Consider the following 24,520-nt stretch of genomic DNA (forward strand, 5'->3'; position numbering starts at 1 on the left):
GGCGCCGGCGGAAAAAGGCCGGGTTTGTTCCGCTCGGCCTCTTGATACAGCGCAACCGCGCCCCAATAAAACAAGACTGCTAATGTGCTACACTTTCAGGCATTTTTGCGGACACCTATCTAAACAGCCCGCTGGTCTCTGGATTCGATTACATGATTTCTTCTTTGCTCAAAAAAGTATTCGGCAGCCGCAATGACCGGCTCCTGAAGCAATTCCGCCAGACGGTGGTGCGTATCAATGCTCTGGAAGAGGGCTTGAAAGCGTTGTCCGACGAGGCCTTGGCAGCTAAAACCGACGAGTTCAAACAGCGTCTGGCCAAGGGCGAGACGGTAGACGATCTGCTGCCGGAAGCCTTCGCGGTATGCCGCGAGGCCTCGCGCCGCGTGCTGGGCATGCGCCATTTCGACGTGCAACTGATCGGCGGCATGGTGCTGCACTACGGCAAGATCGCCGAGATGCGCACCGGCGAGGGCAAGACCCTGGTGGCCACGCTGCCGTCCTACCTGAACGCGCTGACCGGCGACGGCGTGCATGTCGTCACCGTCAACGACTACCTGGCCAGCCGCGACGCCGGCATCATGGCCAAGCTGTACAACTTCCTGGGCCTGTCCGTCGGCGTCAACCTGTCCCAGATGCCGCATGACGAGAAGCAGGAAGCCTACGCCTGCGACATCACCTACGGCACCAACAACGAATTCGGTTTCGACTATCTGCGCGACAATATGGTGTTCAGCGTGGAAGAGAAGGTGCAGCGCAAGCTCGCCTACGCGGTGATCGACGAGGTGGACTCCATCTTGATCGACGAAGCGCGCACCCCGCTGATCATCTCCGGCCCGGCCGACGACAATATCGACATGTACCAGCGCATGAACGCGGTGCCGCCGATGCTGAAGCGCCAGGAAACCGAAGAGGGCGAAGGCGATTACTGGGTGGACGAGAAAGCCAACTCGGTGATGATGTCCGAAGCCGGCCACGAGCACAGCGAGGAAATCCTCACCCGCCTGGGCCTGCTGAAGGACGGCGACAGCCTGTATTCCGCCACCAACATCACCCTGATGCACCACCTGATGGCCGCGCTGCGCGCCCATTCGCTGTTCCACAAGGACCAGCATTACGTGGTGCAGGACGGCGAAGTGGTGATCGTGGATGAATTCACCGGCCGCCTGATGTCCGGCCGCCGCTGGTCGGAAGGCCTGCACCAGGCGGTGGAAGCCAAGGAAGGCGTGGAGATCAACCGCGAGAACCAGACGCTGGCGTCCATCACCTTCCAGAACTACTTCCGCCTGTACGGCAAGCTGGCCGGCATGACCGGCACCGCCGACACCGAGGCTTACGAATTCCAGAGCATCTACGGCCTGGAAACCGTGGTGATTCCGACCAACCGGCCCATGGTCCGCAAGGACGCACAGGACAAGGTCTACCGCTCCGCCAAGGAGAAGTACGACGCCATCCTGGCCGATATCAAGGATTGCCATGAGCGCGGCCAGCCGGTGCTGGTGGGCACCACCAGCATCGAGAACTCCGAGCTGATCGCCAATCTGCTGCAAAAGGCCAAGCTGCCGCACAATGTGCTGAACGCCAAGGAACACGCGCGCGAAGCCGACATCGTGGTGCAGGCCGGCAGTCCCGGCGTGATCACCGTGGCCACCAATATGGCCGGCCGCGGCACCGACATCGTGCTGGGCGGCAACCCGGAACCGGAAATCAAGGGCGTAGAGTCCGACGACAGCCTGTCCGCCGAGGAAAAGCGCGCGCGCATCGACAAGATTCGCGCCGATTGGCAAGTGGTGCATGATCAGGTGCTGGCCGCCGGCGGCCTGCACATCGTCGGCACCGAGCGCCACGAATCGCGCCGTATCGACAACCAGCTGCGCGGCCGTTCCGGCCGTCAGGGCGACCCGGGCTCCTCCCGTTTCTACCTGTGCCTGGAAGACCCGCTGCTGCGCATCTTCGCGTCCGACCGCGTCGCCGCGATCATGGACCGCCTGAAGATGCCGGAAGGCGAGGCGATCGAGCACCCGTGGGTGTCGCGTTCCATCGAGAACGCCCAGCGCAAGGTGGAAGGCCGCAACTTCGACATCCGCAAGCAATTGCTGGAATACGACGATGTCGCCAACGACCAGCGCAAGGTGATCTACCAGCAACGCAATGAAATCCTGGTGGAAAGCGATGTGTCCGACGTGGTGGTCAATATGCGCGAAGGCGTGTTGTCCGACCTGGTGGACCAGCATCTGCCGCCGGAATCCATGGAAGAGCAGTGGGATCTGCCGGGCCTGGAGAAAACGCTGGAAGCCGAATTCCTGCTGCCGATCAAGGTCAGCGAATGGCTGAAGGCGGAACCGGCGCTGGACATCGAGTCCATCCGCGAACGCATCATCGAGCAAGCCGCCGAAACCTATCAGGCCAAGGTGGACCTGGCCGGCGACGGCGTGATGCGCCAATTCGAGCGTAGCCTGGTGCTGCAGATGCTGGACAACCACTGGCGCGAACACTTGGCGGCGATGGACCATCTGCGCCAGGGCATTCATCTGCGCGGTTACGCGCAGAAGAATCCGAAGCAGGAATACAAGCGCGAAGCCTTCGAATTGTTCGCCGACATGCTGGAGCGCATCAAGCGCAGCGTGGTCAATGTGCTGATGACGGTGCAGATCCGCAGCCAGGAAGACGTGGACGCGGTGGAGCCGCACCAGGTGGGCGAGTACGAAATGCAGCACGCGGCGCCGGGTTCGGCGCTGGGCGAGGACGAGGACGAGGACAATCCGCTGTCCCCGGACGCGCTGGCGGCGCAGGGCCTGCGTATCGGTCGCAACGACGCCTGCCCTTGCGGCAGCGGCAAGAAGTACAAGCAGTGCCACGGTCGTCTGGAGTGATCCGGTAGCCGCAGGGCCAAAAGCCGACGCGAGAGCGTCGGCTTTTTTCATGCTCATGCGCTTTGCAAGCCAACGGCGCGGTGTTAGCATCGTCTCGGGTCAACAGTTCACCCAGGCGTCGCCGGTGTCCACACCACGCTAAACCTGTCTTGGCTAGATGCATCCCGCTTGGCTCGAACCCGTGCCAGGCCGTAACGGCGACCGCGGCAGTCCCTCCGACCTTGGCACGATGACAGGATTCGAACCATGTCTCGTACGCTTTATCCCTTTTATTGCAGTGATATCTCCGCCTTGGCGCGCGCGCTCAAACAGCAGTGGCAGCAGGAAAGCGCCCCGCCCAGCCATTTGAGCATACTCAATATGCTGGCGCGCGCCGCCGGTTTCCAGAACTTCCAGCATTGGCGCGCCGAGTGCGAGCGCCCGACGCTACCCGAGGCATCGGCCGAAACCACGCGCTTGTTGCGCCATTACGACGCCGAGGGACGCTTGACGCGCTGGCCGAAGAAGTTCAGCGAGCAGCGGCTGTGTCTGTGGGCCTTGTGGGCGGCCTTGCCGCGTGGCCGGCAATGGTCCGAGCCGGAAGTCAACGCGCTGTTGCGCGCGGAGGAGGTGTTCGGCGATCACGTGCTGCTGCGGCGCGAACTGGTGGAGCAGGGCTTGCTGGGGCGCACGCCGGATTGCCGCCGGTACTGGCTGATCGAGAATGAGGCGCCGGCGGAGGCCGGCGGGCTGATCGAACAGCTGGGCCTGCGCCGGACGCAGCGCCGCTAGCGCGGGCTGCGCTCAATCACGCCCGGCCACGGCCGGGCGTTGTCGTCACAGATAGGGCTTGATCGCCGCTTCCAGCTTTTTCTCGTCCAGGCGGCCGATCAGCTTGGCGGCCACCTTGCCCTTGCGGTCCAGCACCAGGGTGTAGGGCAGGCCGCCAGTGGCGTTGCCCAGGCTGCGCATCAGGCCCAGCGTGTCGCTGTCGCCCAGCAGGATGGGGTAGCTGATTTTCAGCTGGCGCACGAAGGCGCCGACTTCTTCCTTATTGTCCAGCGCCACGCCCACCACTTCCACGCCCTTGGGCGCCAGCTTGGCGCGCATGCTGTTCAGCATCGGCATTTCCTCGCGGCACGGCCCGCACCAGGTGGCCCAGAAATTCAGCACCGTGACTTTGCCCTTGTAAGCGGCGAGGGTGGTGTTGCCGCCTTGCAGGGTGGCGAAGCTGGTTTGTTCCAGCGTGGCCGCGGCCATGGCGGTCAAGGGCAGCAGCGCGATCAGCGCGGGGGCGAGCAGGCGTTTGAGCATGAATGGATTCCTGGTAGGTGTTTGATGTTGATTGAATATTTACGTGCGGCGCCAAGCGCGGGCAGCGCGTCAAAATGGTTTCATGTTAAAATGGTCGATTGACCTTTTTGCGGAGTGGGCATGTCTATCCTCGTCTGCGGGGCGCTCGCATACGATACCCTGTTCTCGTTTCACGGCCGGTTCGACAGCCAGATCCTGCCGGATCAGCTGCACAAGATTTCCACCACCTTCCTGGCGCCCACCATGCGCAGGGAATTTGGCGGCATGGCCGGCAATATCGCCTACAGCCTGTGTTTGCTCGGCGAAACCCCCATCGTCATGGGCGTGGTGGGCGAGGACTTCGAACCGTATCGCCAACATCTGAAACGCGCCGGCGTGGATGACCGCTTCATCCGTCTGATCCGCAAGCAGTATACCTCGCAGTGCTTCGGCATTGCCGACAAGGATGGCAATCAATTGATGGCCTTCCATCCCGGGGCCATGGATTTCGCCACCGAGAATCACGTTGCGGATATTCCGGACCCCATCGAGCTGGCCATTCTGTCGCCTGGTGGCTACACCGCCTTCCTGCAGCACTCCAAGGAGCTGGCCGCGGCCGGTATTCCCTTCATCTTCGATCCGGGTCAGGAACTGCCCTTGCTGTCGCGTGACGAGATCCACGAGATCGTCGAGCTGGCCAGCTATGTGGCGATCAACGACTACGAGAGCGAGTTGATGCGCGAACGCGCCGGCCTGTCGGTGGAGGAGCTGAGCAAGAAGGTGGAGGCGCTGATCGTCACGCGCGGCTCCAAGGGCGCCGAGATCTACGTCGGCGACACCGTGCACCTGATCCCGCGCGTGCAGATGCCGATCAAGCCGGTGGATCCGATGGGCTGCGGCGACGCTTTCCGCGCCGGCCTGCTCTATGGCATCAGCCGCGGCCTGGACTGGAAGATCACCGGCCGCCTGGCCAATGTGATCGGCGCGATCAAGGTGACCACGCCGGGCTGCCAGAACCATTTCTTCGACTGGGACTCGCTGAAGGATTTGTATCAGCAGGCTTACGGAGAACCCTGGCCGTTGTGATGATGCGGCCGCAATGGCCGGATCGCGGCAAGGTGACACTGGAAGGACGCGCGAGCGTCCTTTGCTTTTTGAATGGTCAAAACACAATAAGTCTTGAATTCGCCCCTCGCCACCCCCACCATTAGCGAATTCAATTCGAAAACCCAAGGGGATCTCATGCCGCCCGTTCCGCATCTGGCAACCGCTTTGACCGGCCCGCTTTACGAACTGGAAAGCCGCATCCTGACTGCCCAGCCTCAGATCGAACACTGGTTCCGCAGTCAGTGGCACAACCACGCGGCGCCGTTCTATGGCTCGGTGGACCTGCGCAACAGCGGCTTCAAGCTGGCGCCGGTGGACATGAACCTGTTCCCCGGCGGCCACAACAACCTGAACCGCGATTTCCTGCCGCTGGCGGTGCACGCCGCGCAAAGCGCGGTGGAGAAAGTGTGTCCGGAAGCGCGCAGCATTCTGCTGATTCCGGAAAACCACACCCGCAACACCTTCTACCTGCAGAATATCGCCGCGCTGGTGCATATTTTCGAACAGGCCGGCCTCAAGGTGCGCTTGGGTTCGCTGAATCCGGAAATCACCGAGCCGACCGAGCTGCTATCCGCCAATGGCGACACCGTGCGCCTGGAGCCCATAGAGCGCCGCGGCAACCGCCTGGTGCTGGCGGATGGCTTCAATCCCTGCGTGATCCTGCTGAACAACGACTTGTCCGGCGGCATTCCCGACCTGCTCAAGGGCCTGGAGCAAAACCTGCTGCCGCCGCTGCACGCGGGTTGGGCGGTGCGCCGCAAGAGCAACCACTTCGCCGCCTACGACAAGGTGTGCGAGGACTTCGCGCGCTTGATCTCCATCGATCCCTGGACCATCAATCCCTATTTCGCCAGCTGTAGCGGCCTGGACTTCCACGCCCGCACCGGCGAGGAGCAGCTGGCGGACGAAGTGTCGCGGATGCTGGAGAAAATCCGGATCAAATACCGCGAGTACGGCATAGACAACGAGCCCTTCGTCATCGTCAAGGCCGATGCCGGCACTTACGGCATGGGCGTGATGAGCGTGAAGAGCCCGGACGAGGTGCTGGGCCTGAACCGCAAGGCGCGCAACAAGATGTCGGTGGTCAAGGAAGGCCTGGAGGTGTCCGAGGTCATCGTCCAGGAGGGCGTGTACACCTTCGAAACGGTGGAAGACGCGGTGGCGGAGCCGGTGGTCTACATGATGGACCGCTATGTGACCGGCGGCTTCTACCGCGTGCATACCGGCCGCGGCATAGACGAGAACCTGAACGCGCCCGGCATGCACTTCGTGCCGCTATCGTTCGAGACCGCTTGCCTGCCGGATCGCCAAGGCACGCCGGACTGTGCGCCCAACCGTTTCTACGCCTATGGCGTGATCTCGCGGCTGGCCTTGCTGGCGGCGGCGCTGGAACTGGAAGCCACCGATCCGGACGCGGAGGAATGAAAGCCTGGCTGAGCCTGGCGCTGTTGGCGGCGACGGCCTCGGCGGTCGCCGACGAGGCCTTGACGCCGCAGGCGCTGGAGGAATTGGTGCAGTGCGCATCGTTCGAGCGCTACCAGGCGCTGCAGCCGGCCTTGCTGGACGTGGTGTTCGACAAGGGGCCTGCCTGGATACGCAAGAATGAGCAGGCCAGCAGCCTGGGCGTGTATGTCTACGATCTGCAGCGGCCGATCCGGGTGTTCGGCGCGGAGACGACGCGGCTGGCGCTGCACAAGGAGTTCGTGTCGGTGCCGCTGCCGTCCGCTTGGACAATGGCCGAAGCCGCGTCCCGGCTGCGGCTCAAACGCGCGCCTATCCGGGCGACGGAGCAGTATTACCGCTTTGTCGGCAATGACGGGCCGATGTTGTCGGCCTATCAGATGCCGGCCAATCCGATGGCGGCGCTGCTGGGCGCGCCACAGGACGAGCCACTGCGCTATCTGGGCTGCTCCTATAATGGAGCCGGCGAGGAGGCCTTTCTTGCCGTCGCCGCCCAAGCCGATGAGATGATGGAAAAAGCGCGAGGCGATATGGCGCGCATATTGCGCGATACCGCCAAGCCAAGCGAGGACTGACAAGCATGCGTATCTTGTTCATTGCCGATCCGCTGGATCACTTCAAGCTTTACAAGGACACTACCTTCGCGATGATGCAGGAGGCGGCCGCGCGCGGCCACGCCCTGAGCTTCGCCGAGGCGCACCAGTTATCGGTGGAAGGCGGACGCGTGCTGGTGGATGCGCGCGATCTGAGCCTGACTGGTCAGAACGCGGGCGAACATCCCGCCTGGTTCAAGCTGGGCGAGCTGCACCGCCAGCCCTTGCAGGCCTTTAGCGCCGTGGTGATGCGCAAGGACCCGCCGTTCGACATGGAGTACTTGTACGCCTCGCAGTTGTTCACGCTGGCGGAGGCCCAGGGCGCCAAGGTGTTCACCAGCGGCCAGGCCTTGCGTGATTTCAACGAGAAGCTGGCCATTCTGCAATTCCCGGAACTGACCGCGCCGACGCTGATCACCGGCGAATCGCACCGGCTGCGCGCCTTCGTCAATCAGCATCAGGACGTGATCCTGAAGCCGCTGGACAGCATGGGCGGCGACAGCATCTTCCGGGTGCGTCCGGACGACGCCAATCTGTCGGTGATCATTGAAACCATTACCCTGCGCGGCAAGCGCACGGTGATGGCGCAGCGTTATATTCCGGAGATCCGCGACGGCGACAAACGCATCCTGGTAATCGACGGCGAGCCGGTGGACTGGTGCCTGGCGCGGATTCCCGCCGCCGGGGAAACCCGCGGCAACCTGGCGGCAGGCGGTCGCGGCGAGGCGCGGCCGCTGAGCGCGCGCGATCGCGAGATCGCCGAGGCAGTGGGGCCGGAGCTGAAGAAACGCGGCATTCTGCTGGCGGGCCTGGATGTGATCGGCAACTATCTGACCGAAGTCAACGTCACCAGTCCCACCTGCTTCCGCGAGATCATGGATCAGACCGAGATCAATGTCGCCGGCCTGTACATCGACGCGCTGGAGCGGCGCTGCCTGGCGCATTAACGCCGATTGCAGCGACCTTTGACACGGCCGGCGACAATGCCGGCCGTTTTGATTTTTTATTGGCGTCATCTTGGGCTGGCATGCTGGGGCGCCGGTCGTCATCCGACGCCGCTTTGTGCCCCAAGCGCATGGACCTAGCAATGAAAGAAAGCCCATTCAAAGGCAAAACCGGGATCACCCGCCTGATCAACGCCTTCGGCTACTCGCTGGACGGCCTCAAGGCGGCGTTCCGGCATGAGGACGCCTTCCGTCAACTGGTGCTGCTGGCGGTGGTGTTGATCCCGCTGGCCTTCGTCATTCACGCCCAGCCGTTGGAGCGCGCCTTGCTGGTGGCCAGTTCGCTGGCGACGCTGATCATCGAGCTGCTGAACTCCGCGATCGAGGCGGCGGTGGATCATACTTCGCTGGAGCGGCATCCGCTGGCCAAGCGCGCCAAGGACATGGGCAGCGCCGCTCAATTGCTGGGCCTGATCAATCTGGCCGCGGTGTGGAGCCTGGTGCTGTTCGGCTGAAGCGGGTAAGGTGAGCGCTGCCTGAATCAAGAGGAGCCGTCAGATGATGTCGCCAGTGGAGTCCGGAGTCGAGGAGTGGGTGCTGAATATGGTGCTCTGGCTCAAGCTGGGCGTGGAAGCGCTGGGCGCGCTGGTGATAGGCGTCGGCATCCTGACCCTGGGCCTGCGCTATATCCGCCGCTGCCTGAGCCCGGATCACGCCGATTACAATCAGGTGCGGCTCAGCTTCGCCCGCTTTCTGGCGCTGGCCTTGGAGTTGCAGTTGGCGGCCGACATCCTGTCCACCGCGGTGGCGCCCAGTTGGGATCAGATCGGCAAGTTGGGCGCCATCGCGGTGCTGCGCACCGCGCTCAATTACTTCCTGGGCAGGGAAATCCGTGAAGCCGAGGCGGTGCGTCGGCTCAAGCCGCCGCCGGCCTGAACCGGCCTCTTGCCTGCGCAGTAATAAACAAACAGCCCTGCACGGTTTTCCCATGCAGGGCTGTTGCTTTAAGCGCGGGCGACTTAGCTTGGCTCGGCTTCCTTGCCTTCCGGCGGCGCGATCACCTCGCTATAACCGCATTCCTTCTGCGGGCAGACTTTCTCGGTGCCGCGGCGCTTGGTGGTCTTGATGGTCAGGATCGGCCAGTTGCACTTCGGGCACGGCTCGGCCACCGGCGGGTTCCAAGTGGCGTACTTGCACTTGGGATAGGTATTGCAGCTATAGAACAGCTTGCCGTAGCGGCTCTTGCGCTCGATCAGCTGGCCGGCCTTGCATTCCGGGCATTCCACGCCGGTTTCGCGCGGCTTTTCCAGCGGTTCGATGTGCTTGCACTTCGGATAGTTGGCGCAGCCGATGAACTTGCCGTAACGGCCCTTCTTGATGTGCAATTCACCGCCGCATTCCGGGCAGCTGCGGCCTTCGATCACCGTCGGCGCTTCCGCCTCTTCCGCCGCCTGTTCGGCGGTTTCGCCGATATTGCGGGTGTAATCGCAGTCCGGATAGCCGGTGCAGGCGATGAAGCGGCCGCGCTTGCCGAACTTGATGGACAGCGGCTTGCTGCATTTGGGACAGGCTTCGTCCAGGCTCTCGGTGGTGACCTCGGCGCGGGAAATGCTTTCCTTCTCCGTGATCTGCTTGGAGAAGTTCTTCCAGAAGCTGTCCATCACCGGCACCCACTCGCGCTGGCCGTTGGCCACTTCATCCAGCTGGTTTTCCAGCTTGGCGGTGAAGTTGTAGTCCACGTATTGCGCGAAATGCTCGGTCAGGAATTTGTTGACGATGTCGCCGGTGTCGGTGGGCAGGAAGCGCTTCTTGTCCAGCACCACGTATTCGCGATCCTTCAGCGTCGAGATGATGCTGGCGTAGGTGGATGGGCGGCCAATGCCGAATTCTTCCAGCGCCTTCACCAGCGATGCTTCCGAATAACGCGGCGGCGGCTGGGTGAAGTGCTGGGTGCCGTAGAGCTTGTCCACCGGCAGGGTCTCGCCCTCTTCCAGCAGCGGCAGCTTGGCGTTGTCCTCATCCTCGGCGTCGTCCACGTCTTCTTCATACACGGCGAGGAAGCCGGCAAAGGTCTGCACTTGGCCGGTGGCGCGGAACATGCCTTCGCCGACGGCGATGTCTATGCTGGTGGTGTCGAACTTGGCCGGCGCCATCTGGCAAGCCAGGGTCCGTTTCCAGACCATGTCGTAGAGCTTGAACTGATCGGTGGTCAGGAAGGGCTTGACCATTTCCGGCGTGCGCAGGATGGAGGTGGGGCGGATCGCCTCGTGCGCTTCCTGGGCGTTCTTGGACTTGTTCTTGTAGGCCACCGGGTTCTTCGGCAGGTAGTCGCCGTCGAACTTGAGGCCGATATAGCCGCGGATTTCCTCCACCGCTTCGCCGGCCAGCGCCACCGAGTCGGTACGCATATAGGTGATCAGACCGACGGTGCCCTGGCCGATGTCTATGCCCTCGTACAGCTGCTGCGCGGTGCGCATGGTGCGGTCAGTGGTCATGCCCAGCTTGCGCACGGCCTCCTGCTGCAGCGTGGAGGTGGTGAACGGCGCGGCCGGGCTGCGCGATTTCTTTTTCTTCTCGATGCTGCTGACCACCGCCGGGTGGCCTTCCAAGCGCGCCAGTATGCCGGCCTGCTCGGCCTCGTTGGGAATGTCGAATTGTTCCAGCTTCTTGCCGGCCATTGTGGTCAGCTTGGCGCCGAACTTGGTGCGGCCCTTGTGGCTGTCCAGATGCACCGACCAGTACTCCTGCTCGACGAAGGCGCGGATTTCGTTCTCGCGCTCGCAGATCAGCCGCAGCGCCGGGCTCTGCACGCGGCCGGCGGACAGGCCGCGGCGGATCTTCTTCCACAGCAGCGGCGACAGGTTGAAGCCCACCAGGTAGTCCAGCGCGCGGCGGGTCTGCTGCGCGTCCACCAGGTTCTGCGCGATTTCGCGCGGGTTCTGGATCGCTTCCAGCACCGCGTTCTTGGTGATCTCGTGGAACACCACGCGTTGGGCGGTCTTGTTCTTCAGCAGTTTCTTGCTGTTCAGGATCTGCACCAGATGCCAGGAAATGGCTTCGCCTTCGCGGTCCGGGTCAGTTGCCAGATAGATGTGTTCGGCGTCGCCCACCGCCTTGACGATGGCGTCGACATGCTTGCTGTTGCGCGCGATCAACTGGTATTTCATCGCGAACCCTTTTTCCGGGTCCACCGCGCCGTTCTTGGGCACCAGATCGCGCACATGGCCGTAGGAGGCCAGGACTTCAAAGTCCGGGCCTAGGTATTTCTTCAGCGTTTTCGCCTTGGACGGCGATTCGACGATCAAGAGACTGGTGGGCATATTATCTTTTCAATTGTTTGCAAGCGCCGGCGCGCCGGCTGATCCGTCGGGCTTCGCAAGCCTGCCGTCGCGGCATGGCTTTGAGCCTCTGCGTGGTGCTGCGTTCCCGTCGACCGTGCGGGAATGTCCGTTCGGAAAAATCGCGTCGACAGAAAATATATTCGTCAAATAAAACAAGAGCGCAAGAGCGCTCTTTGGTTCGGGTGCCAGCCGAGACAAGCAAGGGCGGCATGTTAAGCCCGGCCCAGACGCCTGACAAGTCATTGCATGGTGGGTTCGCCATGCACGGCATCCAGCAGCGCCTCTCCCAGCAGAATGGGCAGCTCCGCCTGTTGCGCCCACAACACCATCAAGGCCACCAGCTTGGCGCTGCCTACGTTGATATCGTCGGCGGGCAGGTCCATCAGCCGGTCTATCACCATTTCGCGCTGTGCCGGCGTCAAGGCGCCGTGGTCTTCCAGAAACTGCAGCAGGCCACGCACGTCGGCGGGCAGGTGTTCCACCTCGTCTTCGGCGTAGACGCGGATGCCGCTGGCCTCGTTGGCGCCGAGATAGCCGCTGTCGTCCAGGCCGCTGACGCCATCCAGCCAGTCCAGCGCGTCGTTGATCTCCTCGTCTTCGAAACCGGCGGCTTCCAGCTGGCGCATCAGCACGCCGCGATCGCCAAAGGCTTCCGGATCGCGGAATTGTTCAAACAGGAAGGCGAGTACGTCAAACATCAATCTGTCTTTATCAAAATGCGGGTTAGCGCGGTTCAGCCCGATTTCAGGCGTTGAAAAAGCCCGCCGGGATGGCTGGCCACCAGGCCGGCCAGCTCAAGTTCGAGCAGCATCGCGTAAAGCTCCCCCACAGTCAACCCGAGCGTGGTTGAAAGTGCATCGATACTGATGGGGTCGAATCCCATGGCTTCAAGCAGCGGCGATTCCGCGGCGACAGCCGCCGGCTGGGCGCGGGGAGGCTGGCGTTGCAGGCGGCCCACTTCGTCCAGCACGTCGTCCACGGTTTCCACCAGCTTGGCGCCGTCCTTGATCAGGCGGTGGCAGCCGCGCGATTGCGGATTGTGGATGGAGCCGGGGATGGCCATCACTTCGCGGTTGTTCTCCATCGCCAGCCGCGCGGTGATCAGCGAGCCGGAGCCGGTGTTGGCCTCGGCCACCAGGCAGCCACGGCTGAGCCCGGCGATGATGCGGTTGCGGCGCGGGAAATGGCCGGCCAGCGGCCCCATGCCCAGCGCGAACTCGGACAGGATCAACCCTTCCTCGGCGATGCGGTGCGCCAGCTGGCGGTTGCCGGCCGGGTAGACGCGGTCTATGCCGGTGCCGACCACGGCGATGGTGGAGGCCGGCTGGGTCAGCGCGCCGTGGTGGGCGGCGGCGTCGATGCCACTGGCCATGCCGCTGACGATGCAAAAGCCGTGCTCGGCCAATTCGCTAGCGAAGCTTTCCGCGTTCTGCCGGCCCTGCGGTGTGGCTGCGCGGCTGCCGACGATGGCCAGCATGGGTTGGGCCAGCAGTTCGCGTCGACCGCGGGCGAACAGCAGCGGCGGCGGCGAGCCGGATTCGGCCAACTGCGGCGGATAGTCGTCATCCAGCAAGGACACCAGTTGGCAGCCAGGGGTTTGCGCCCATTGCTGCGCGGAGTCGGCGGCGGCTTCGGCCTCGCGGCCGCGCAGCGCGGCGGCGGCTTCTTTGCCGATCAGGGGCTCGGTCTGGCGGCTGTTGGCGTCCAGCGCGGCGGCGGCGCTGCCGAAGGCGTCGATCAGCCGCAGAAAGCCGGCCGGACCGATGCCGGGGGTCAGCGCCAGCAACAGCCAGTCGTGCGGAGGCTGCGTCATTCTTGCTCGGGACTGGCCACGCCGTCGCCGACATAGATCGGGCCGGTGCTATCGAGAACCAGCGCGTAGGAGACTTTGTCGAACACGCGGTAGACGAAGGCATTGCCGGCGCGCTCCGCCGGCAATGCCACCGTGCGCTTGCCTTGCTCGTCCTTGATTTCCAGTGGGCGGCCCTTTTTGAACAGACCGAACACATGGCCGTTTTCAACTCCCTGCGCGCTGCCCAGATTGAGTACAATAGTGGAGTATTGCGCCGCGCCGTCCACGCCGTTGTAGATTGAGACCACTTTGCCGCTCATCTGCGCGCTGGCCGGGTGCGGCGCGTAATTGTTGAAATTCTGGCGCGGCGCGCGCATCAGGCGATCGCCGACCATGATTTCCTCGCTGGTATTCCTGACCTTGAGCGTCTGGACTTCGCCTTGCGCCTTGTCGGCAACCAGGTCGCCGCTATACGTGGCTTCTATGCCCAGCACCTGTTTGCTGTCCGGGTCCAGCAGCGGTTTGCCCAGGCGGTAGGCCTGCCAGGTGCCGGCCTCGGTGATGCCGGTGGCGTAGACCCGGTCGCCGGTGGTGACGCTGATGCGTTCTTCCGGGCCGGCGATCAGCTTGGGCGCTTGCATGAATTGCGCCATGTCCACCACCAGCGGGCGCTTGAGAAAGGGCTCGATCGCGGAAGCCGGGATGCTGGCCACCGCCAGGTCCTGGGTTTCGATGCGCGCCTGCGGCGACAGCTTGACCTCGCGTTGCGCGCCCCTGGCCAGCGACAAGCGCGGCTGGCCGTCCACATAGTCCAGCGCCAGCACATCGCCAGGATAAATCCAGTGCGGGTTCTTGATGTCGCTCTGGTTCATCCGCCACAGTTGCGGCCATTTCCACGGGCTGCTCAGATAGCGTCCGGAAATGCTCCACAGCGTGTCGCCGCGCACCACGGTGTATGTGCCGGGCGCGTCCGGTTTCAGCTTGAGACCGGCGGAAAAGGCCGGCGCGGCCAGGCCGATGGCCAAGGCGAGGGATATAATGCTTTTACGCATGGGAAATGCCCCAATATAAGGTGAGCGGACACCTGCGGGAGTGGCCCGCTTGCAAGGAATCGCGTGTCGAACATGTCTATTATCGGCGTGCTGATCGCGATACGACAACTTGATGAGTGATTGAAACGATGGGGAGTCATTAAATCCGATGGCATTGTTGAATATTTTGCATTACCCGGACGAGCGGCTGCACACCGTGGCCAAGCCGCTGGAGGTCTTCGACGAGGCCTTGCAGACCCAGATCGACAATATGTTCGAGACCATGTACGAAGCCAAGGGCATCGGACTGGCCGCGACCCAGGTCGATTTCCACCACCGCCTGGTGGTGATGGACATTTCCGAGGAGCGGAACGAGCGTCGCGTGTTCATCAACCCGGAAATCCTGCAGAAGGACGGCGAGACCGTGTACGAGGAGGGCTGCTTGTCCGTGCCCGGCATCTACGACAAGGTGACCCGCGCCGAGCGCGTCAAGGTGCGCGCGCTGGACCGCAACGGCAAGCCGTTCGAACTGGAAGCAGACGGCCTGCTGGCGATCTGCATCCAGCACGAGATCGATCACCTGGACGGCAAGGTATTCGTCGAATACCTGTCCCAGATGAAGCAGACCCGCATCAAGACCAAGCTGAAAAAGCGTGAAAAACAGAATATGTGATGGACGCGCCATCGGCGCTCCGTCCGGAATGGTTTGAATGAAATTGATCTTTGCCGGTACGCCGGAGTTTGCCGCCGCAGCGCTGCGAGAGCTGATCGCCGCCGGCCATGAAATCGCCCTGGTGCTGACCCAGCCGGACCGTCCGGCCGGCCGCGGCATGAAATTGAAACCCAGCCCGGTCAAGGCCGTCGCGCTGGAGCACGGCCTGCGCGTGGAACAGCCGGTGTCGCTGCGCAACGAGGAGGCGCAGCAGATGCTGCGCGATGTCGGCGCCGAGCTGATGGTGGTGGCCGCTTATGGCCTGATCCTGCCGCAGGCGGTGCTGGACATCCCGGCGCACGGCTGTCTGAACATCCACGCCTCGCTGTTGCCGCGCTGGCGTGGCGCCGCGCCGATTCAGCGCGCCATCCTGGCTGGCGACGCCGAAACCGGCATCACCATCATGCAGATGGACGTGGGCCTGGACACCGGCGACATGCTGTCCATCCATCCGGTGGCCATCGCCGCCGACGAAACCGCCGCCACGCTGCATGACAAGCTGGCGGAAGAGGGCGCGCGCGCCATCGTCTCCACGCTGGCCGGGCTGGACGCCATTCAGCCGCGCAAGCAGCCGGAAGCGGGCGTCACCTACGCGCAGAAGCTGAACAAGGCCGAGGCCTTGGTGGATTGGAGCCTGCCGGCGCAGGACGTGGCGCGGGCGATCCGCGCCTACAACCCGGCGCCCGGCGCGCATACCTTGCTGGCCGGCGAGCCGCTGAAACTGTGGATGGCCAGCGCTGAAGCCGGCGAGGCCGAACCGGGCGTGATCGTCGCCGCGGACGCGGACGGCGTGCTGGTGGGCTGTGGCGCTGGCCTGGTGCGCTTGAGCGTGCTGCAGGCGGCGGGCGGCAAGCGGCTGGCCGCGCGCGATTTCGTCGCCGGCCGCGGCCATTTGCCGGGCGTGCGCCTGGGGGTGTGAACGGATTGATGGACAAGGAGTGAAAGGCAGCGAGCGATGACGGACAACTGGTTCAAAACCACTTTGCTGATGGCGGCGATCCTGGCGCTGTTCGCCGTGATCGGCGGCATGATAGGCGGCAAGAGCGGCATGATCCTGGCCCTGCTGTTTGGCGGGGCGATGAATGTGTTCGCCTGGTGGAATTCCGACCAAATGGTGCTGCGCATGTACAACGCGCAGGAAGTGGACGCCCAGAGCGCGCCGGAATTCTACGGCATGGTGGCGGAACTGGCGCAGCGCGCCGGCCTGCCGATGCCGCGCGTCTACGTGATCCACGAAGAGCAGCCCAACGCCTTCGCCACCGGTCGCAGCCCGGAGCACGCGGCGGTGGCCGCCACCAGCGGCATCATGCGCATGCTGGATTACCGCGAGCTGCGCGGGGTGATGGCGCATGAGCTGGCTCATGTCCAGCACCGCGACACCTTGATCTCCACCATTTCCGCGACCATGGCCGGCGCGATTTCGGCGCTGGCCAACTTCGCCATGTTCTTTGGCGGCCGCGATGAGAACGGCCAGCCGGTGGGTTTGCTGCCGCGCCTGGCCATCGCCCTGCTGGCGCCGCTGGCGGCCAGTCTGATCCAGATGGCGATTTCGCGCGCTCGCGAATTCGAGGCCGACCGTGGCGGCGCCGAGATTTCCGGCGATCCGCTGGCGCTGGCGTCCGCATTGCAGAAGATCGAGTATTACGCCCAGGGCATCGTGATGCCCACCGCCGAGGCGCATCCGGAAACCGCGCAGATGATGATCATCAATCCGCTGTCCGGCGGCGGCGGGATGGGCGATCTGTTCCGCACCCATCCGCAGACCGCTGATCGCATCGAACGGCTGCAAGCGATGGCGCGCGGCGTATATTAATTGAAGAGCGTCGCGCGGCCGCCGCGCCGCGATGACCGCGCAAGGCCAATGCCGACCGGCATTGGCCTGTTTGTTATGTCGTTATAGAAGGCACCCATGCATCATATTCAGCAATTGGCCGCCAACATCCTGTTGCGCGTCGAGTCCGGAACCAATCTGACCGAGGCCTTGGCCGAAGCCCAGCGCAAGGCGCCCGATCTGAGCCCGTCCGAGCGCGGCGCGCTGCAGGATCTGAGCTATGGCAGCCTGCGCCACTTGGCGCGGCTGCGCTTTTATCTGCGCCAATTGGTGGCCAAGCCCTTGCCCGAGCCGGTGCTGGAGCGGGTGTTGATCGTGGCCTTCTATCAATTGCTGCATACCCGCGCCGCCGAGTACGCGGTGGTGAACGAGGCGGTGACCCTGGCCGGGCGGCTGGCCAAGGGCAACTTCAAGGGCCTGGTCAACGGAGTGCTGCGCAACTTCCTGCGTCAGCGCGCGGCGTTGGAACGAGCGGCGGAAAAAGACCTTGAAGCCAGCTTCAATCATCCGTTGTGGTGGGTGAAGGGCTTGCAGCGCGCCTATCCGGACGCTTGGCGCGCCATCCTGGACGCCGACAACAGCCATCCTCCGATGACCTTGCGCGTCAACCGCCGCCATGGCGACGCCGCGGCCTATCTGGAGCGGCTGCGCGCGGCCGGCCTGGACGGCGAGGCGCTGGACGGAGGTTCGATCAAGCTGGCGCGGCCAGTGAATGTGCGCGAGCTGCCCGGCTTCGCCGACGGCGACGTGTCGGTGCAGGACTGGGGCGCGCAGCAGGCCGCGCATTGGCTGGACCTGCGCGCCGGCCAGCGCGTGCTGGATGCTTGCGCCGCGCCCGGCGGCAAGACCGGCCACATTCTGGAGAGCGCCGATGTCAGCGTGACCGCGCTGGACATCGACGAGCAGCGGCTGCAGCGCGTGGCGGACAATCTGGAGCGCATCGGCGCCACCGCCCAGCTGCACGTCGCCGACGCCGGCCAGCCGGACGGCTGGTGGGATGGCCAGCCCTTCGACCGCATTCTCGCCGATGTGCCGTGTTCCGCCAGCGGCGTGGCGCGCCGCCATCCGGACATCAAGTGGCTGCGTCGCCCGGGCGACTTTGCCGCGCTGGGCGTGCAGCAGGCGGCGATGGCCGACGCGCTGTGGCCTTTGCTCGCCTCCGGCGGCAAAATGCTTTACGCTACGTGCTCCATTTTCCCCGAAGAGAATCAGCAACAGCTCGACTCCTTCCTGAACCGCCACGCGGACGCCGCGTGCCTGAAGCAGGAGCAGTTGCTTCCTTGTGAGCGTCATGACGGCTTTTATTACGCGTTGCTTGAAAAACATTAGCCTGCTGCTGTGTTTGCTGGCCGGCCTCGCCATGGCGGCGCAGGCCGAGACCATCAGCTCGCGGCGGGCCGAGGCGGAAGTGACGGCGGACGGCCAGCTGTCCGTCAGCACTCGCTTTCAGACGCGCTTGACGCCCAGTCTCAGCGATGCGCTGGAGCAAGGCGTGGTGTTGCCGTTCCGGCTGGAGTTCCAACTGACCAAGCCGCGGCTGACCGCTTACTATCTGAATTTCAGCGAATGGTTCGATCCGCACGCCCAGCTTGGCTTCAAACTGTCCTACCAGTCCTTGACCAATCGCTACCGGGTCACCATCGGTGGACTGTCCAATTTCTATCCTACATTGCGCGAGGCGCTGGGCGCCGTGGGCGCGATCCAGGGCTGGCGCGTGCTCAATAACGGCACGCTGGACCCGCGCGCGCCGGGGCGCGTGGCCGGTCAGGTGCGGCTGCTGCTGGATATCGGCGAACTGCCCAAGCCCTTCCAACTGAACGCGCTGGGTTCGGCTGACTGGTCGCTGTCGTCGGACTGGGTCAAGCTGGACGTAAAGGATGGCAGCTGATGCGCTACGCGGTTGTCGCGCTGGCGACGCTGGGCGCCATCCTGCTCTATTTGCTGGCGCTGGCCACTGGCAACGCCTCCAAGCTTAACGATTACTACTGGTGGGTGTTCGGCCTGAACGGCCTTTTGCTCGCCACGCTGCTGGGCGTGGTGGCGCGCCAGTTGCTGCGCTTGCGCCAGCGGGTGCGCGACCGGGTGTTCGGCGCCAAGCTGACCCAGAAGCTGGTGATGATGTTCGCGGTGGTGGCCCTGGTGCCCGGCATCCTGGTGTTCACCGTCTCCGCCCAGTTCCTGACCCGCAGCATTGAGAGCTGGTTCGATGTGCGCGTCGAATCGGCGCTGGACCGCAGCCTGGGGCTGGCGCGCAATTCGCTGCACTATGTGCAGGAAGATCTGAGCCGGCGCGCGCGCTCGGTGCAGGACGAGATCGAGTCCTTGCCGGAAGGGCTGTTGCCGGCGCGGCTGGAGCGGCTGCGCGAGCAATTGGGATTGCGCGAGCTTGCTGTCTATAGCCGCAGCGGCCAGCTGCTGGCCTTTGCCGGCGGCCTCAGCGAGCGAGTGCCTCCTTCCTTGGGGCGCGACAGCATCGCCAAGCTCAGGCCGCGTCAAACTCTGGACAGTTTCGAGAACGACGGCGGCAGCGGCCTGGTGCTGAAATCGCTGCTGATCTATCGCAATCTGGACAGCCAGCAGCGCGTGCTGCAGGCCTTGCAATCGGCGCCGGGCAGCATTGCCCAGGACGCCGAACAGATCGAGACCGCGCGCGCGGAATACCGGCAACTGCTGCTGGGGCGCGAGGGCCTGACCACCTTCTATATGCTGACGCTGGCCTTGTCCGCGCTGCTGGCGCTGACCGCGGCGCTGGCCTTCGCCTTATTCCTGTCCGAGCGGCTGTCGGCGCCGCTGTCCGAACTGGCCGCCGGCACCCGGGCGGTCGCGCAGGGCGACTTTTCCAAGCGCCATCCGGTATACCGCCGCGATGAACTGGGCATGCTGACCACGCTGTTCAACCGCATGACGCAGCAGCTGGAGGACGCGCGCCACGCCGCCGACCTGAGCCGCAGCGAGCTGGAAAGCAGCAAGCTTTACCTGGAAAGCATCCTGGCCAACCTGAGCGCCGGCGTGATCGCCTTCGGCGCCGACTGGCAGCTGCGCGCGGCCAATACCAGCGCTTCGCGCATTCTGGGCGTGGATTTCGCCGAGGTGTCCGACCGCGATTTCCCGCACTGGGCCACCACGATTCCGGCGGTGGCGCCGTTGGTGGAGTGCGTGCTGGAGTATGCGTCCAAGAACAGCGACAGCGATTGGAAAACCCAGCTCAGCTATCTGACGGTACAGGGCGAGCGCACCTTGCTGGTGCGCGGCGCGCATTTGCCGGAAGCGTCGGCGGACGGCTATGTGGTGGTGTTCGACGACATTACCGAACTGGCGCGCGCCCAGCGCGACGCGGCCTGGGGCGAGGTGGCCAAGCGGCTGGCGCACGAGATCCGCAATCCGCTGACGCCGATTCAATTGTCGGCGGAACGGCTGGCGATGAAGTTGCAGGACAAGCTGGCCGGCGCCGATTCCGACATGCTGCGCCGCTCCACCGATACCATCATCAAGCAGGTGGGCGCGCTCAAGGCCATGGTCGACGCCTTCCGCGATTACGCGCGCGCGCCGCGCACCAAGTTGACCGAATTGGACCTGAATCAAGTGGTGCGGGAGGTGATGGCTCTTTACGAATCCAACTCTGCTGTTAAGATGGCGCTTGATGAAAGGCCGTTGATGATCATGGCGGATGCGGCATTGTTGCGCCAGGTTTTACATAACCTGATTCAGAACGCGCAAGATGCGGTCCTTGACGTTGACATCCCGATGATTCAAATTAGCAGCCGAAAAGAAGAAGGCTATGCGCTCGTTAGCGTGGAGGATAATGGTCCGGGCTTTGCTCCGGAGATCCTGCAACGCGTGTTCGAACCCTATGTGACTAGCAAGACCAAGGGCACCGGTCTTGGCCTGGCGGTGGTCAAGAAGATTCTTGAAGACCACCACGGGCAGATCAAAGTGGGCAATCTCGAACCGAACGGCGCGCGCATCCTTCTCTCCCTGCCATTGCTGGAGGCCTAATGCGTAGCAGCGATATTTTGATTGTTGACGACGAAATCGGTATCCGTGAATTACTCTCCGAGATACTGCAGGACGAGGGGTATACCGTTGCGTTGGCGGAAAACGCCGAGGTGGCCAGACAGCTGCGCAACCAGACGCGTCCGGCGTTGGTGTTGCTGGACATCTGGATGCCGGATTGCGACGGCGTGACGCTGCTCAAGGAGTGGGCCAAGTCCGGCCAGCTGAACATGCCGGTGGTGATGATGTCCGGCCATGCCAGCATCGACACCGCGGTGGAAGCCACTCGCATCGGCGCGTTCGACTTCCTGGAGAAGCCGATCGCGCTGCAAAAGTTGCTGACCACGGTGCAGCGCGCGTTGAAGTATGGCGACATGCAGGCCAATACCTCGCTGAATCTGGATAAGCTGGGCCGCAGCGAGCCGATCCAGGAGTTGAAGCGGCAACTGGAACGCGTGGCCAAGGTCAAGTCTCCGGTGTTGCTGACCGGCGAACCTGGCTCCGGCTTCGAGCTGGTGGCGCGCTTTTTCCATCAGGGAAATACGCCGTGGGTGACGCCGGCCAAGCAGGAGCAATTGGCGGACGCGCCGCTGGAGCTGCTGCAAAAGGCGAATAACGGCGTGTTGTTCCTGCCGGAGATCGGCCAGTACGGCCGCCGCGTGCAGCAAGGCCTGCTGTTCCTGCTGTCCAAGCTGGACCGTTTCAATGTGCGGCTGCTGTGTTCCTGCAGCCGTCCCTTGCAGGAATTGCTGGTCGATCCCGAGTGCGACAACCGGCTGCTGACCGCCTTGTCCAGCGTGATCGTGCCGATTCCGCCGCTGCGCGAGCATTCCGAGGACATCATCTTCATCGCCGAGCAGATCCTGACCGAGCTGGTGGAGTCCAAGCAGGTGCCGGCGCGCAAACTGACCACCGCCGCGCTCAACGCGCTGCGTCAGTATGACTGGCCGGGCAATCTGGAGCAGCTGCGCAGCATCATCAAGAGCCTGGCGCTGACGTCGGAGTCCGACGAGGTGGATGCCGGCGAGGTCAACAAGGTGCTGGCGCAGTTCCGTCATGAGAAGCCGGTGGAGGAGTCCGGTTTCGACTTCAATATGCCGCTGCGCGAACTGCGCGAGCAGTTGGAGCGGCGCTACTTCGAGTACCATATCTCGCTGGAGAACGGCAATATGAGCCGGGTGGCGCAGAAGGTGGGCCTGGAGCGCACCCATCTGTACCGCAAGCTCAAGCAGCTGGGCATCAAGTTCGCCCGCAAGACGGTGGAAGAATAAGTCCGCGTTTCAGCTTTGAACATAAGGCCAGCCAGCATACGGCTGGCCTTATGCTTTTGGGCGATGGCGTGGTGGCTGCGTTCGGATTAGGCTGGAAAGATGATGGAACTCAACGACGAAGCGCTATTGCGCTATAGCCGGCATATCCTGCTGCCGGAAATCGATATCGTAGGCCAGCAGCGCTTGGGCCAGGCGCGGGCGCTGATCGTCGGCGCCGGCGGACTGGGCTCGCCGGTGGCGTTGTACCTGGCCAGCGCCGGCGTAGGGCAGATCAGCATCGCCGACGACGATGTGGTGGAGCTGTCCAATCTACAGCGCCAGATTATTCACCACAGTGATAGCCTCGGATGTTTGAAGGCGGAGTCCGCCGCCGAGCGCATGCGCGCGATCAACCCCGAAGTGACGGTAACGCCGCTGGCGCGGCGTTTGGGTCCAGAGGAGCTGGCGCAGTTGGCCGCCGACCACGAGCTGGTGCTGGATTGCAGCGATAATTTCGCCACCCGCCACGCGGTGAACCGCGCCTGCGTCGCTGCCGGCACGCCGCTGGTGTCCGGCGCCGCGGTGCGTTTTTCCGGGCAGTTGGCGGTGTTCGATCCGCGCGACGCGGCGTCTCCCTGCTATCACTGTCTGTTCCCTGACGAGGGCGAGGCCGGCGATGGGCCGTGCGCGACTTTCGGCGTGCTGTCGCCGCTGGTGGGGGTGATAGGCAGCTTGCAGGCAGTGGAGGCGGTCAAGCTATTGGCTGGCATCGCGCCGCGGCTGGGTTGGCTGACGCTTTACGATGGGCTGGCTGGCGAGTTCCGCCAGATCCGGGTGCCGCGTGATCCCGCTTGCGCGGTGTGCGCCACGCGATGAAAAACGCCCCGGCTGACCGGGGCGTTGGTTTTGGCGGCGGCGAGCGGGCTCACAGATGCTGCTGCACCAGCGCGCGCACTTCCTTGAAGTCCATCACGCCGACGTAGCGCTTGATGATCTTGCCCTGTTTGTCGATCAGGAAGGTGGTCGGCGCCAGCTGGATGTCGCCGAAGGCCTTGGCGATCTCGCCATTGCCGTCCAGCGCGACAAAGAAGGGCAACTGATATTTGTCGACGAAGCTCTTTACGTAATTGGGCGGATCGTAGCTCAGCGCCACCGCGATGGTTTCCAAGCCCTTGCCGGCGAACTCCTGATGCATCTTCTTGATTTCCGGCATCTCTTCCACGCAGCCCGGGCAGCTGGTGGCCCAGAAGTTGACCAGCACCACCTTGCCCTTCAGCGACTCGGTGCTGGCGGTCTGGCCGCTGAGCGAGGTATAGCTGACCTGCGGCGCCGGCGTGCCGGCGAACAGCGTCATATAGCCGATGACGGCGAGCAGAGCGACGCCAAGCAGCGCGAGCAGAGCTTTCTTCATTTCCTTGTCCTGCGGGTAAGGTCCGGGCGCGGCCCGGACGGTTCATGCCATGATGATCAGGCTTGTTCGGCCAGCATCTGTTCGAGGAGTTCCTTCAGTTTGCCATCCAGCGCCACCGCCTTGCCCTGTTTGGCGTCAAAGACGGCGAAAGTGACATCGGCCTCGGCCACCAGTTTGCCGCTGCCGGCCAGCGTCACGCGCTGGTGCATCACCGCGCTGCGGGTGCCTATCGATTTCACGCCGGTGTCGATCTGCAGTTCGTCGCCCATGGTGGCCGGGTAGCGGTAATCGATATTGATGTTGACGACGACTAGGGCCAGGCCCGATTGCAGGAACCAGGGCAGGTCGCCGCGGCTTTCGAAGTAATTCCAGCGCGCCTCTTCCAGGAACTCAAGGTAGCGGGCATTGTTGACATGGCCGTACAGGTCCAGGTGATAGCCGCGCACTTTGATCTTGGTATTGTGCTGCATGATGGTGTTTCCCCCCTTGGGTGTTGGTGGCGGCGCCGATGAGCGCCGCCGTTTCTCCGTGTTATTCGCCCAGTTCCAGCGGCACGAAAGCTTCGCGCTCCAGCGGCTCGTCGACCAGGTCGGTGACGATGGAGTGGATTTCCACCGCGAACCATTGCTGGAACAGCTCCAGCGTCAATGCCTCGGGCCACAGGCCATCGTCATCGCACCAGTCGGAGAGTTCGGCTTCGAACAATTGCTGGTAGCGTTCGAGGATGAAGGTCTGGGCATCGGTGTAATCCTCCGCCGGCGGGATCAGCAGCGCGTTGCAATCCAGACCCAGCTGGTCCAGCGACATGCCGCCGTCCAAGCCGCCGGGCAGTTGTTGCAGCCAGGCGTGAAAGGGCGCCAATGGGCGGATCAGGGCAATGCTGCGGTTGACTTCGTACATGGAGATTCCTTG

Annotated in this window: 24 protein-coding genes; 16 read left to right on the forward strand and 8 right to left on the reverse strand. The window is 63.6% G+C overall.

Features of this window, described 5'->3' with window-relative positions; genetic code table 11:
* The first annotated feature begins 152 nt into the window (after positions 1 to 152).
* Both secA and ACE3QM_RS11440 read left to right on the forward strand, forming a co-directional pair.
* Complete coding sequence (secA, locus tag ACE3QM_RS11435) at positions 153 to 2,870, forward strand: preprotein translocase subunit SecA (protein ID WP_374421964.1); 2,718 nt, start codon at positions 153 to 155, stop codon at positions 2,868 to 2,870.
* Between the two features lie 246 nt (positions 2,871 to 3,116).
* Positions 3,117 to 3,641, forward strand: coding sequence for a DUF2087 domain-containing protein (locus tag ACE3QM_RS11440; protein ID WP_374421966.1), 525 nt, complete (start codon positions 3,117 to 3,119; stop codon positions 3,639 to 3,641).
* 45 nt (positions 3,642 to 3,686) lie between these two features.
* Here ACE3QM_RS11440 and ACE3QM_RS11445 read toward each other — a convergent pair whose 3' ends face one another.
* Entirely contained in the window at positions 3,687 to 4,163 is a 477-nt protein-coding gene (locus ACE3QM_RS11445) for a TlpA disulfide reductase family protein (RefSeq protein WP_048408307.1), read from the reverse strand.
* A 120-nt stretch (positions 4,164 to 4,283) separates the two neighbouring features.
* Between ACE3QM_RS11445 and ACE3QM_RS11450 the strand changes: the two genes are divergently transcribed.
* From ACE3QM_RS11450 to ACE3QM_RS11475, 6 genes are all read left to right on the forward strand, one after another.
* Entirely contained in the window at positions 4,284 to 5,228 is a 945-nt protein-coding gene (locus tag ACE3QM_RS11450; protein WP_048408306.1) for a carbohydrate kinase family protein, read from the forward strand.
* Positions 5,229 to 5,384: 156 nt separating this feature from the next.
* On the forward strand, positions 5,385 to 6,674 hold the full coding sequence (gene gshA, locus ACE3QM_RS11455; RefSeq protein ID WP_048408305.1) for a glutamate--cysteine ligase: 1,290 nt from the start codon (positions 5,385 to 5,387) through the stop codon (positions 6,672 to 6,674).
* Positions 6,671 to 7,285, forward strand: coding sequence for a hypothetical protein (locus ACE3QM_RS11460; protein WP_374421970.1), 615 nt, complete (start codon positions 6,671 to 6,673; stop codon positions 7,283 to 7,285). The genes gshA and ACE3QM_RS11460 overlap by 4 nt, the downstream gene beginning before the upstream one ends.
* A gap of 5 nt (positions 7,286 to 7,290) precedes the next feature.
* Positions 7,291 to 8,250 (forward strand): glutathione synthase, encoded by a 960-nt coding sequence (gene gshB, locus ACE3QM_RS11465; RefSeq protein WP_374421973.1) that lies wholly within the window; start codon positions 7,291 to 7,293, stop codon positions 8,248 to 8,250.
* 140 nt (positions 8,251 to 8,390) lie between these two features.
* Entirely contained in the window at positions 8,391 to 8,762 is a 372-nt protein-coding gene (locus ACE3QM_RS11470) for a diacylglycerol kinase (RefSeq protein ID WP_374421975.1), read from the forward strand.
* A 43-nt stretch (positions 8,763 to 8,805) separates the two neighbouring features.
* Complete coding sequence (locus ACE3QM_RS11475) at positions 8,806 to 9,183, forward strand: DUF1622 domain-containing protein (protein ID WP_048408301.1); 378 nt, start codon at positions 8,806 to 8,808, stop codon at positions 9,181 to 9,183.
* Positions 9,184 to 9,266: 83 nt separating this feature from the next.
* Here the strand turns inward: ACE3QM_RS11475 and topA are convergent, their stop codons facing one another.
* The 4 genes from topA to ACE3QM_RS11495 all read right to left on the reverse strand — a co-directional run bounded on the left by topA (position 9,267) and on the right by ACE3QM_RS11495 (position 14,432).
* A complete protein-coding gene (gene topA, locus ACE3QM_RS11480) occupies positions 9,267 to 11,567 on the reverse strand; it encodes a type I DNA topoisomerase (protein ID WP_231463736.1) in 2,301 nt (766 codons plus the stop codon).
* 260 nt (positions 11,568 to 11,827) lie between these two features.
* On the reverse strand, positions 11,828 to 12,286 hold the full coding sequence (locus tag ACE3QM_RS11485) for a DUF494 family protein (RefSeq protein ID WP_048408299.1): 459 nt from the start codon (positions 12,284 to 12,286) through the stop codon (positions 11,828 to 11,830).
* 35 nt (positions 12,287 to 12,321) lie between these two features.
* On the reverse strand, positions 12,322 to 13,401 hold the full coding sequence (gene dprA / locus ACE3QM_RS11490) for a DNA-processing protein DprA (protein ID WP_231463734.1): 1,080 nt from the start codon (positions 13,399 to 13,401) through the stop codon (positions 12,322 to 12,324).
* Positions 13,398 to 14,432 carry a LysM peptidoglycan-binding domain-containing protein gene (locus ACE3QM_RS11495; protein WP_374421980.1) on the reverse strand — a complete coding sequence of 345 codons (1,035 nt, stop codon included), beginning with the start codon at positions 14,430 to 14,432 and terminating at the stop codon, positions 13,398 to 13,400. Before ACE3QM_RS11495 ends, dprA begins: the two co-directional genes overlap by 4 nt.
* 148 nt (positions 14,433 to 14,580) lie before the next feature.
* On the opposite strand from ACE3QM_RS11495, the gene def reads away from it, so the two are divergent.
* From def to ACE3QM_RS11535, 8 genes are all read left to right on the forward strand, one after another.
* Entirely contained in the window at positions 14,581 to 15,084 is a 504-nt protein-coding gene (gene def, locus ACE3QM_RS11500) for a peptide deformylase (protein WP_231463729.1), read from the forward strand.
* A gap of 37 nt (positions 15,085 to 15,121) precedes the next feature.
* The gene (gene fmt / locus ACE3QM_RS11505) at positions 15,122 to 16,042 is read left to right on the forward strand and encodes a methionyl-tRNA formyltransferase (protein WP_374421983.1); all 921 of its coding nucleotides are present in this window, start codon (positions 15,122 to 15,124) and stop codon (positions 16,040 to 16,042) included.
* 36 nt (positions 16,043 to 16,078) lie between these two features.
* Positions 16,079 to 16,936: a zinc metalloprotease HtpX gene (gene htpX, locus ACE3QM_RS11510; protein ID WP_043635619.1), complete on the forward strand. Its 858-nt coding sequence runs from the start codon at positions 16,079 to 16,081 to the stop codon at positions 16,934 to 16,936.
* A 96-nt stretch (positions 16,937 to 17,032) separates the two neighbouring features.
* On the forward strand, positions 17,033 to 18,283 hold the full coding sequence (gene rsmB, locus ACE3QM_RS11515; RefSeq protein ID WP_374421985.1) for a 16S rRNA (cytosine(967)-C(5))-methyltransferase RsmB: 1,251 nt from the start codon (positions 17,033 to 17,035) through the stop codon (positions 18,281 to 18,283).
* Positions 18,270 to 18,842 carry a DUF4390 domain-containing protein gene (locus ACE3QM_RS11520; protein WP_231463722.1) on the forward strand — a complete coding sequence of 191 codons (573 nt, stop codon included), beginning with the start codon at positions 18,270 to 18,272 and terminating at the stop codon, positions 18,840 to 18,842. The genes rsmB and ACE3QM_RS11520 overlap by 14 nt, the downstream gene beginning before the upstream one ends.
* The gene (locus ACE3QM_RS11525) at positions 18,842 to 20,950 is read left to right on the forward strand and encodes an ATP-binding protein (RefSeq protein ID WP_231463720.1); all 2,109 of its coding nucleotides are present in this window, start codon (positions 18,842 to 18,844) and stop codon (positions 20,948 to 20,950) included. Before ACE3QM_RS11520 ends, ACE3QM_RS11525 begins: the two co-directional genes overlap by 1 nt.
* A complete protein-coding gene (locus ACE3QM_RS11530; protein WP_019100015.1) occupies positions 20,950 to 22,218 on the forward strand; it encodes a sigma-54 dependent transcriptional regulator in 1,269 nt (422 codons plus the stop codon). The genes ACE3QM_RS11525 and ACE3QM_RS11530 overlap by 1 nt, the downstream gene beginning before the upstream one ends.
* 99 nt (positions 22,219 to 22,317) lie before the next feature.
* Entirely contained in the window at positions 22,318 to 23,073 is a 756-nt protein-coding gene (locus tag ACE3QM_RS11535) for a ThiF family adenylyltransferase (RefSeq protein WP_374421990.1), read from the forward strand.
* Positions 23,074 to 23,122: 49 nt separating this feature from the next.
* Here the strand turns inward: ACE3QM_RS11535 and ACE3QM_RS11540 are convergent, their stop codons facing one another.
* From ACE3QM_RS11540 to ACE3QM_RS11550, 3 genes are all read right to left on the reverse strand, one after another.
* On the reverse strand, positions 23,123 to 23,608 hold the full coding sequence (locus ACE3QM_RS11540) for a TlpA disulfide reductase family protein (RefSeq protein ID WP_048408290.1): 486 nt from the start codon (positions 23,606 to 23,608) through the stop codon (positions 23,123 to 23,125).
* Positions 23,609 to 23,664: 56 nt separating this feature from the next.
* Positions 23,665 to 24,078: a thioesterase family protein gene (locus ACE3QM_RS11545; protein ID WP_048408289.1), complete on the reverse strand. Its 414-nt coding sequence runs from the start codon at positions 24,076 to 24,078 to the stop codon at positions 23,665 to 23,667.
* 61 nt (positions 24,079 to 24,139) lie between these two features.
* Positions 24,140 to 24,508 (reverse strand): hypothetical protein, encoded by a 369-nt coding sequence (locus ACE3QM_RS11550; RefSeq protein WP_048408288.1) that lies wholly within the window; start codon positions 24,506 to 24,508, stop codon positions 24,140 to 24,142.
* Positions 24,509 to 24,520 lie beyond the last annotated feature (12 nt).

Origin of the sequence: Chromobacterium sp., from assembly GCF_041912965.1 — a bacterium.
In the GTDB taxonomy this organism is placed as follows: Bacteria; Pseudomonadota; Gammaproteobacteria; order Burkholderiales; family Chromobacteriaceae; genus Chromobacterium; species Chromobacterium aquaticum.

Coding starts and splice junctions, on each gene's coding strand:
- secA (WP_374421964.1), top strand. CDS start 153: ATGATTTCTTCTTTGCTCAAAAAAGTATTCGGCAGCCGCAATGACCGG.
- ACE3QM_RS11440 (WP_374421966.1), top strand. CDS start 3,117: ATGTCTCGTACGCTTTATCCCTTTTATTGCAGTGATATCTCCGCCTTG.
- ACE3QM_RS11445 (WP_048408307.1), bottom strand. CDS start 4,163: ATGCTCAAACGCCTGCTCGCCCCCGCGCTGATCGCGCTGCTGCCCTTG.
- ACE3QM_RS11450 (WP_048408306.1), top strand. CDS start 4,284: ATGTCTATCCTCGTCTGCGGGGCGCTCGCATACGATACCCTGTTCTCG.
- gshA (WP_048408305.1), top strand. CDS start 5,385: ATGCCGCCCGTTCCGCATCTGGCAACCGCTTTGACCGGCCCGCTTTAC.
- ACE3QM_RS11460 (WP_374421970.1), top strand. CDS start 6,671: ATGAAAGCCTGGCTGAGCCTGGCGCTGTTGGCGGCGACGGCCTCGGCG.
- gshB (WP_374421973.1), top strand. CDS start 7,291: ATGCGTATCTTGTTCATTGCCGATCCGCTGGATCACTTCAAGCTTTAC.
- ACE3QM_RS11470 (WP_374421975.1), top strand. CDS start 8,391: ATGAAAGAAAGCCCATTCAAAGGCAAAACCGGGATCACCCGCCTGATC.
- ACE3QM_RS11475 (WP_048408301.1), top strand. CDS start 8,806: ATGATGTCGCCAGTGGAGTCCGGAGTCGAGGAGTGGGTGCTGAATATG.
- topA (WP_231463736.1), bottom strand. CDS start 11,567: ATGCCCACCAGTCTCTTGATCGTCGAATCGCCGTCCAAGGCGAAAACG.
- ACE3QM_RS11485 (WP_048408299.1), bottom strand. CDS start 12,286: ATGTTTGACGTACTCGCCTTCCTGTTTGAACAATTCCGCGATCCGGAA.
- dprA (WP_231463734.1), bottom strand. CDS start 13,401: ATGACGCAGCCTCCGCACGACTGGCTGTTGCTGGCGCTGACCCCCGGC.
- ACE3QM_RS11495 (WP_374421980.1), bottom strand. CDS start 14,432: ATGCGTAAAAGCATTATATCCCTCGCCTTGGCCATCGGCCTGGCCGCG.
- def (WP_231463729.1), top strand. CDS start 14,581: ATGGCATTGTTGAATATTTTGCATTACCCGGACGAGCGGCTGCACACC.
- fmt (WP_374421983.1), top strand. CDS start 15,122: ATGAAATTGATCTTTGCCGGTACGCCGGAGTTTGCCGCCGCAGCGCTG.
- htpX (WP_043635619.1), top strand. CDS start 16,079: ATGACGGACAACTGGTTCAAAACCACTTTGCTGATGGCGGCGATCCTG.
- rsmB (WP_374421985.1), top strand. CDS start 17,033: ATGCATCATATTCAGCAATTGGCCGCCAACATCCTGTTGCGCGTCGAG.
- ACE3QM_RS11525 (WP_231463720.1), top strand. CDS start 18,842: ATGCGCTACGCGGTTGTCGCGCTGGCGACGCTGGGCGCCATCCTGCTC.
- ACE3QM_RS11530 (WP_019100015.1), top strand. CDS start 20,950: ATGCGTAGCAGCGATATTTTGATTGTTGACGACGAAATCGGTATCCGT.
- ACE3QM_RS11535 (WP_374421990.1), top strand. CDS start 22,318: ATGATGGAACTCAACGACGAAGCGCTATTGCGCTATAGCCGGCATATC.
- ACE3QM_RS11540 (WP_048408290.1), bottom strand. CDS start 23,608: ATGAAGAAAGCTCTGCTCGCGCTGCTTGGCGTCGCTCTGCTCGCCGTC.
- ACE3QM_RS11545 (WP_048408289.1), bottom strand. CDS start 24,078: ATGCAGCACAATACCAAGATCAAAGTGCGCGGCTATCACCTGGACCTG.
- ACE3QM_RS11550 (WP_048408288.1), bottom strand. CDS start 24,508: ATGTACGAAGTCAACCGCAGCATTGCCCTGATCCGCCCATTGGCGCCC.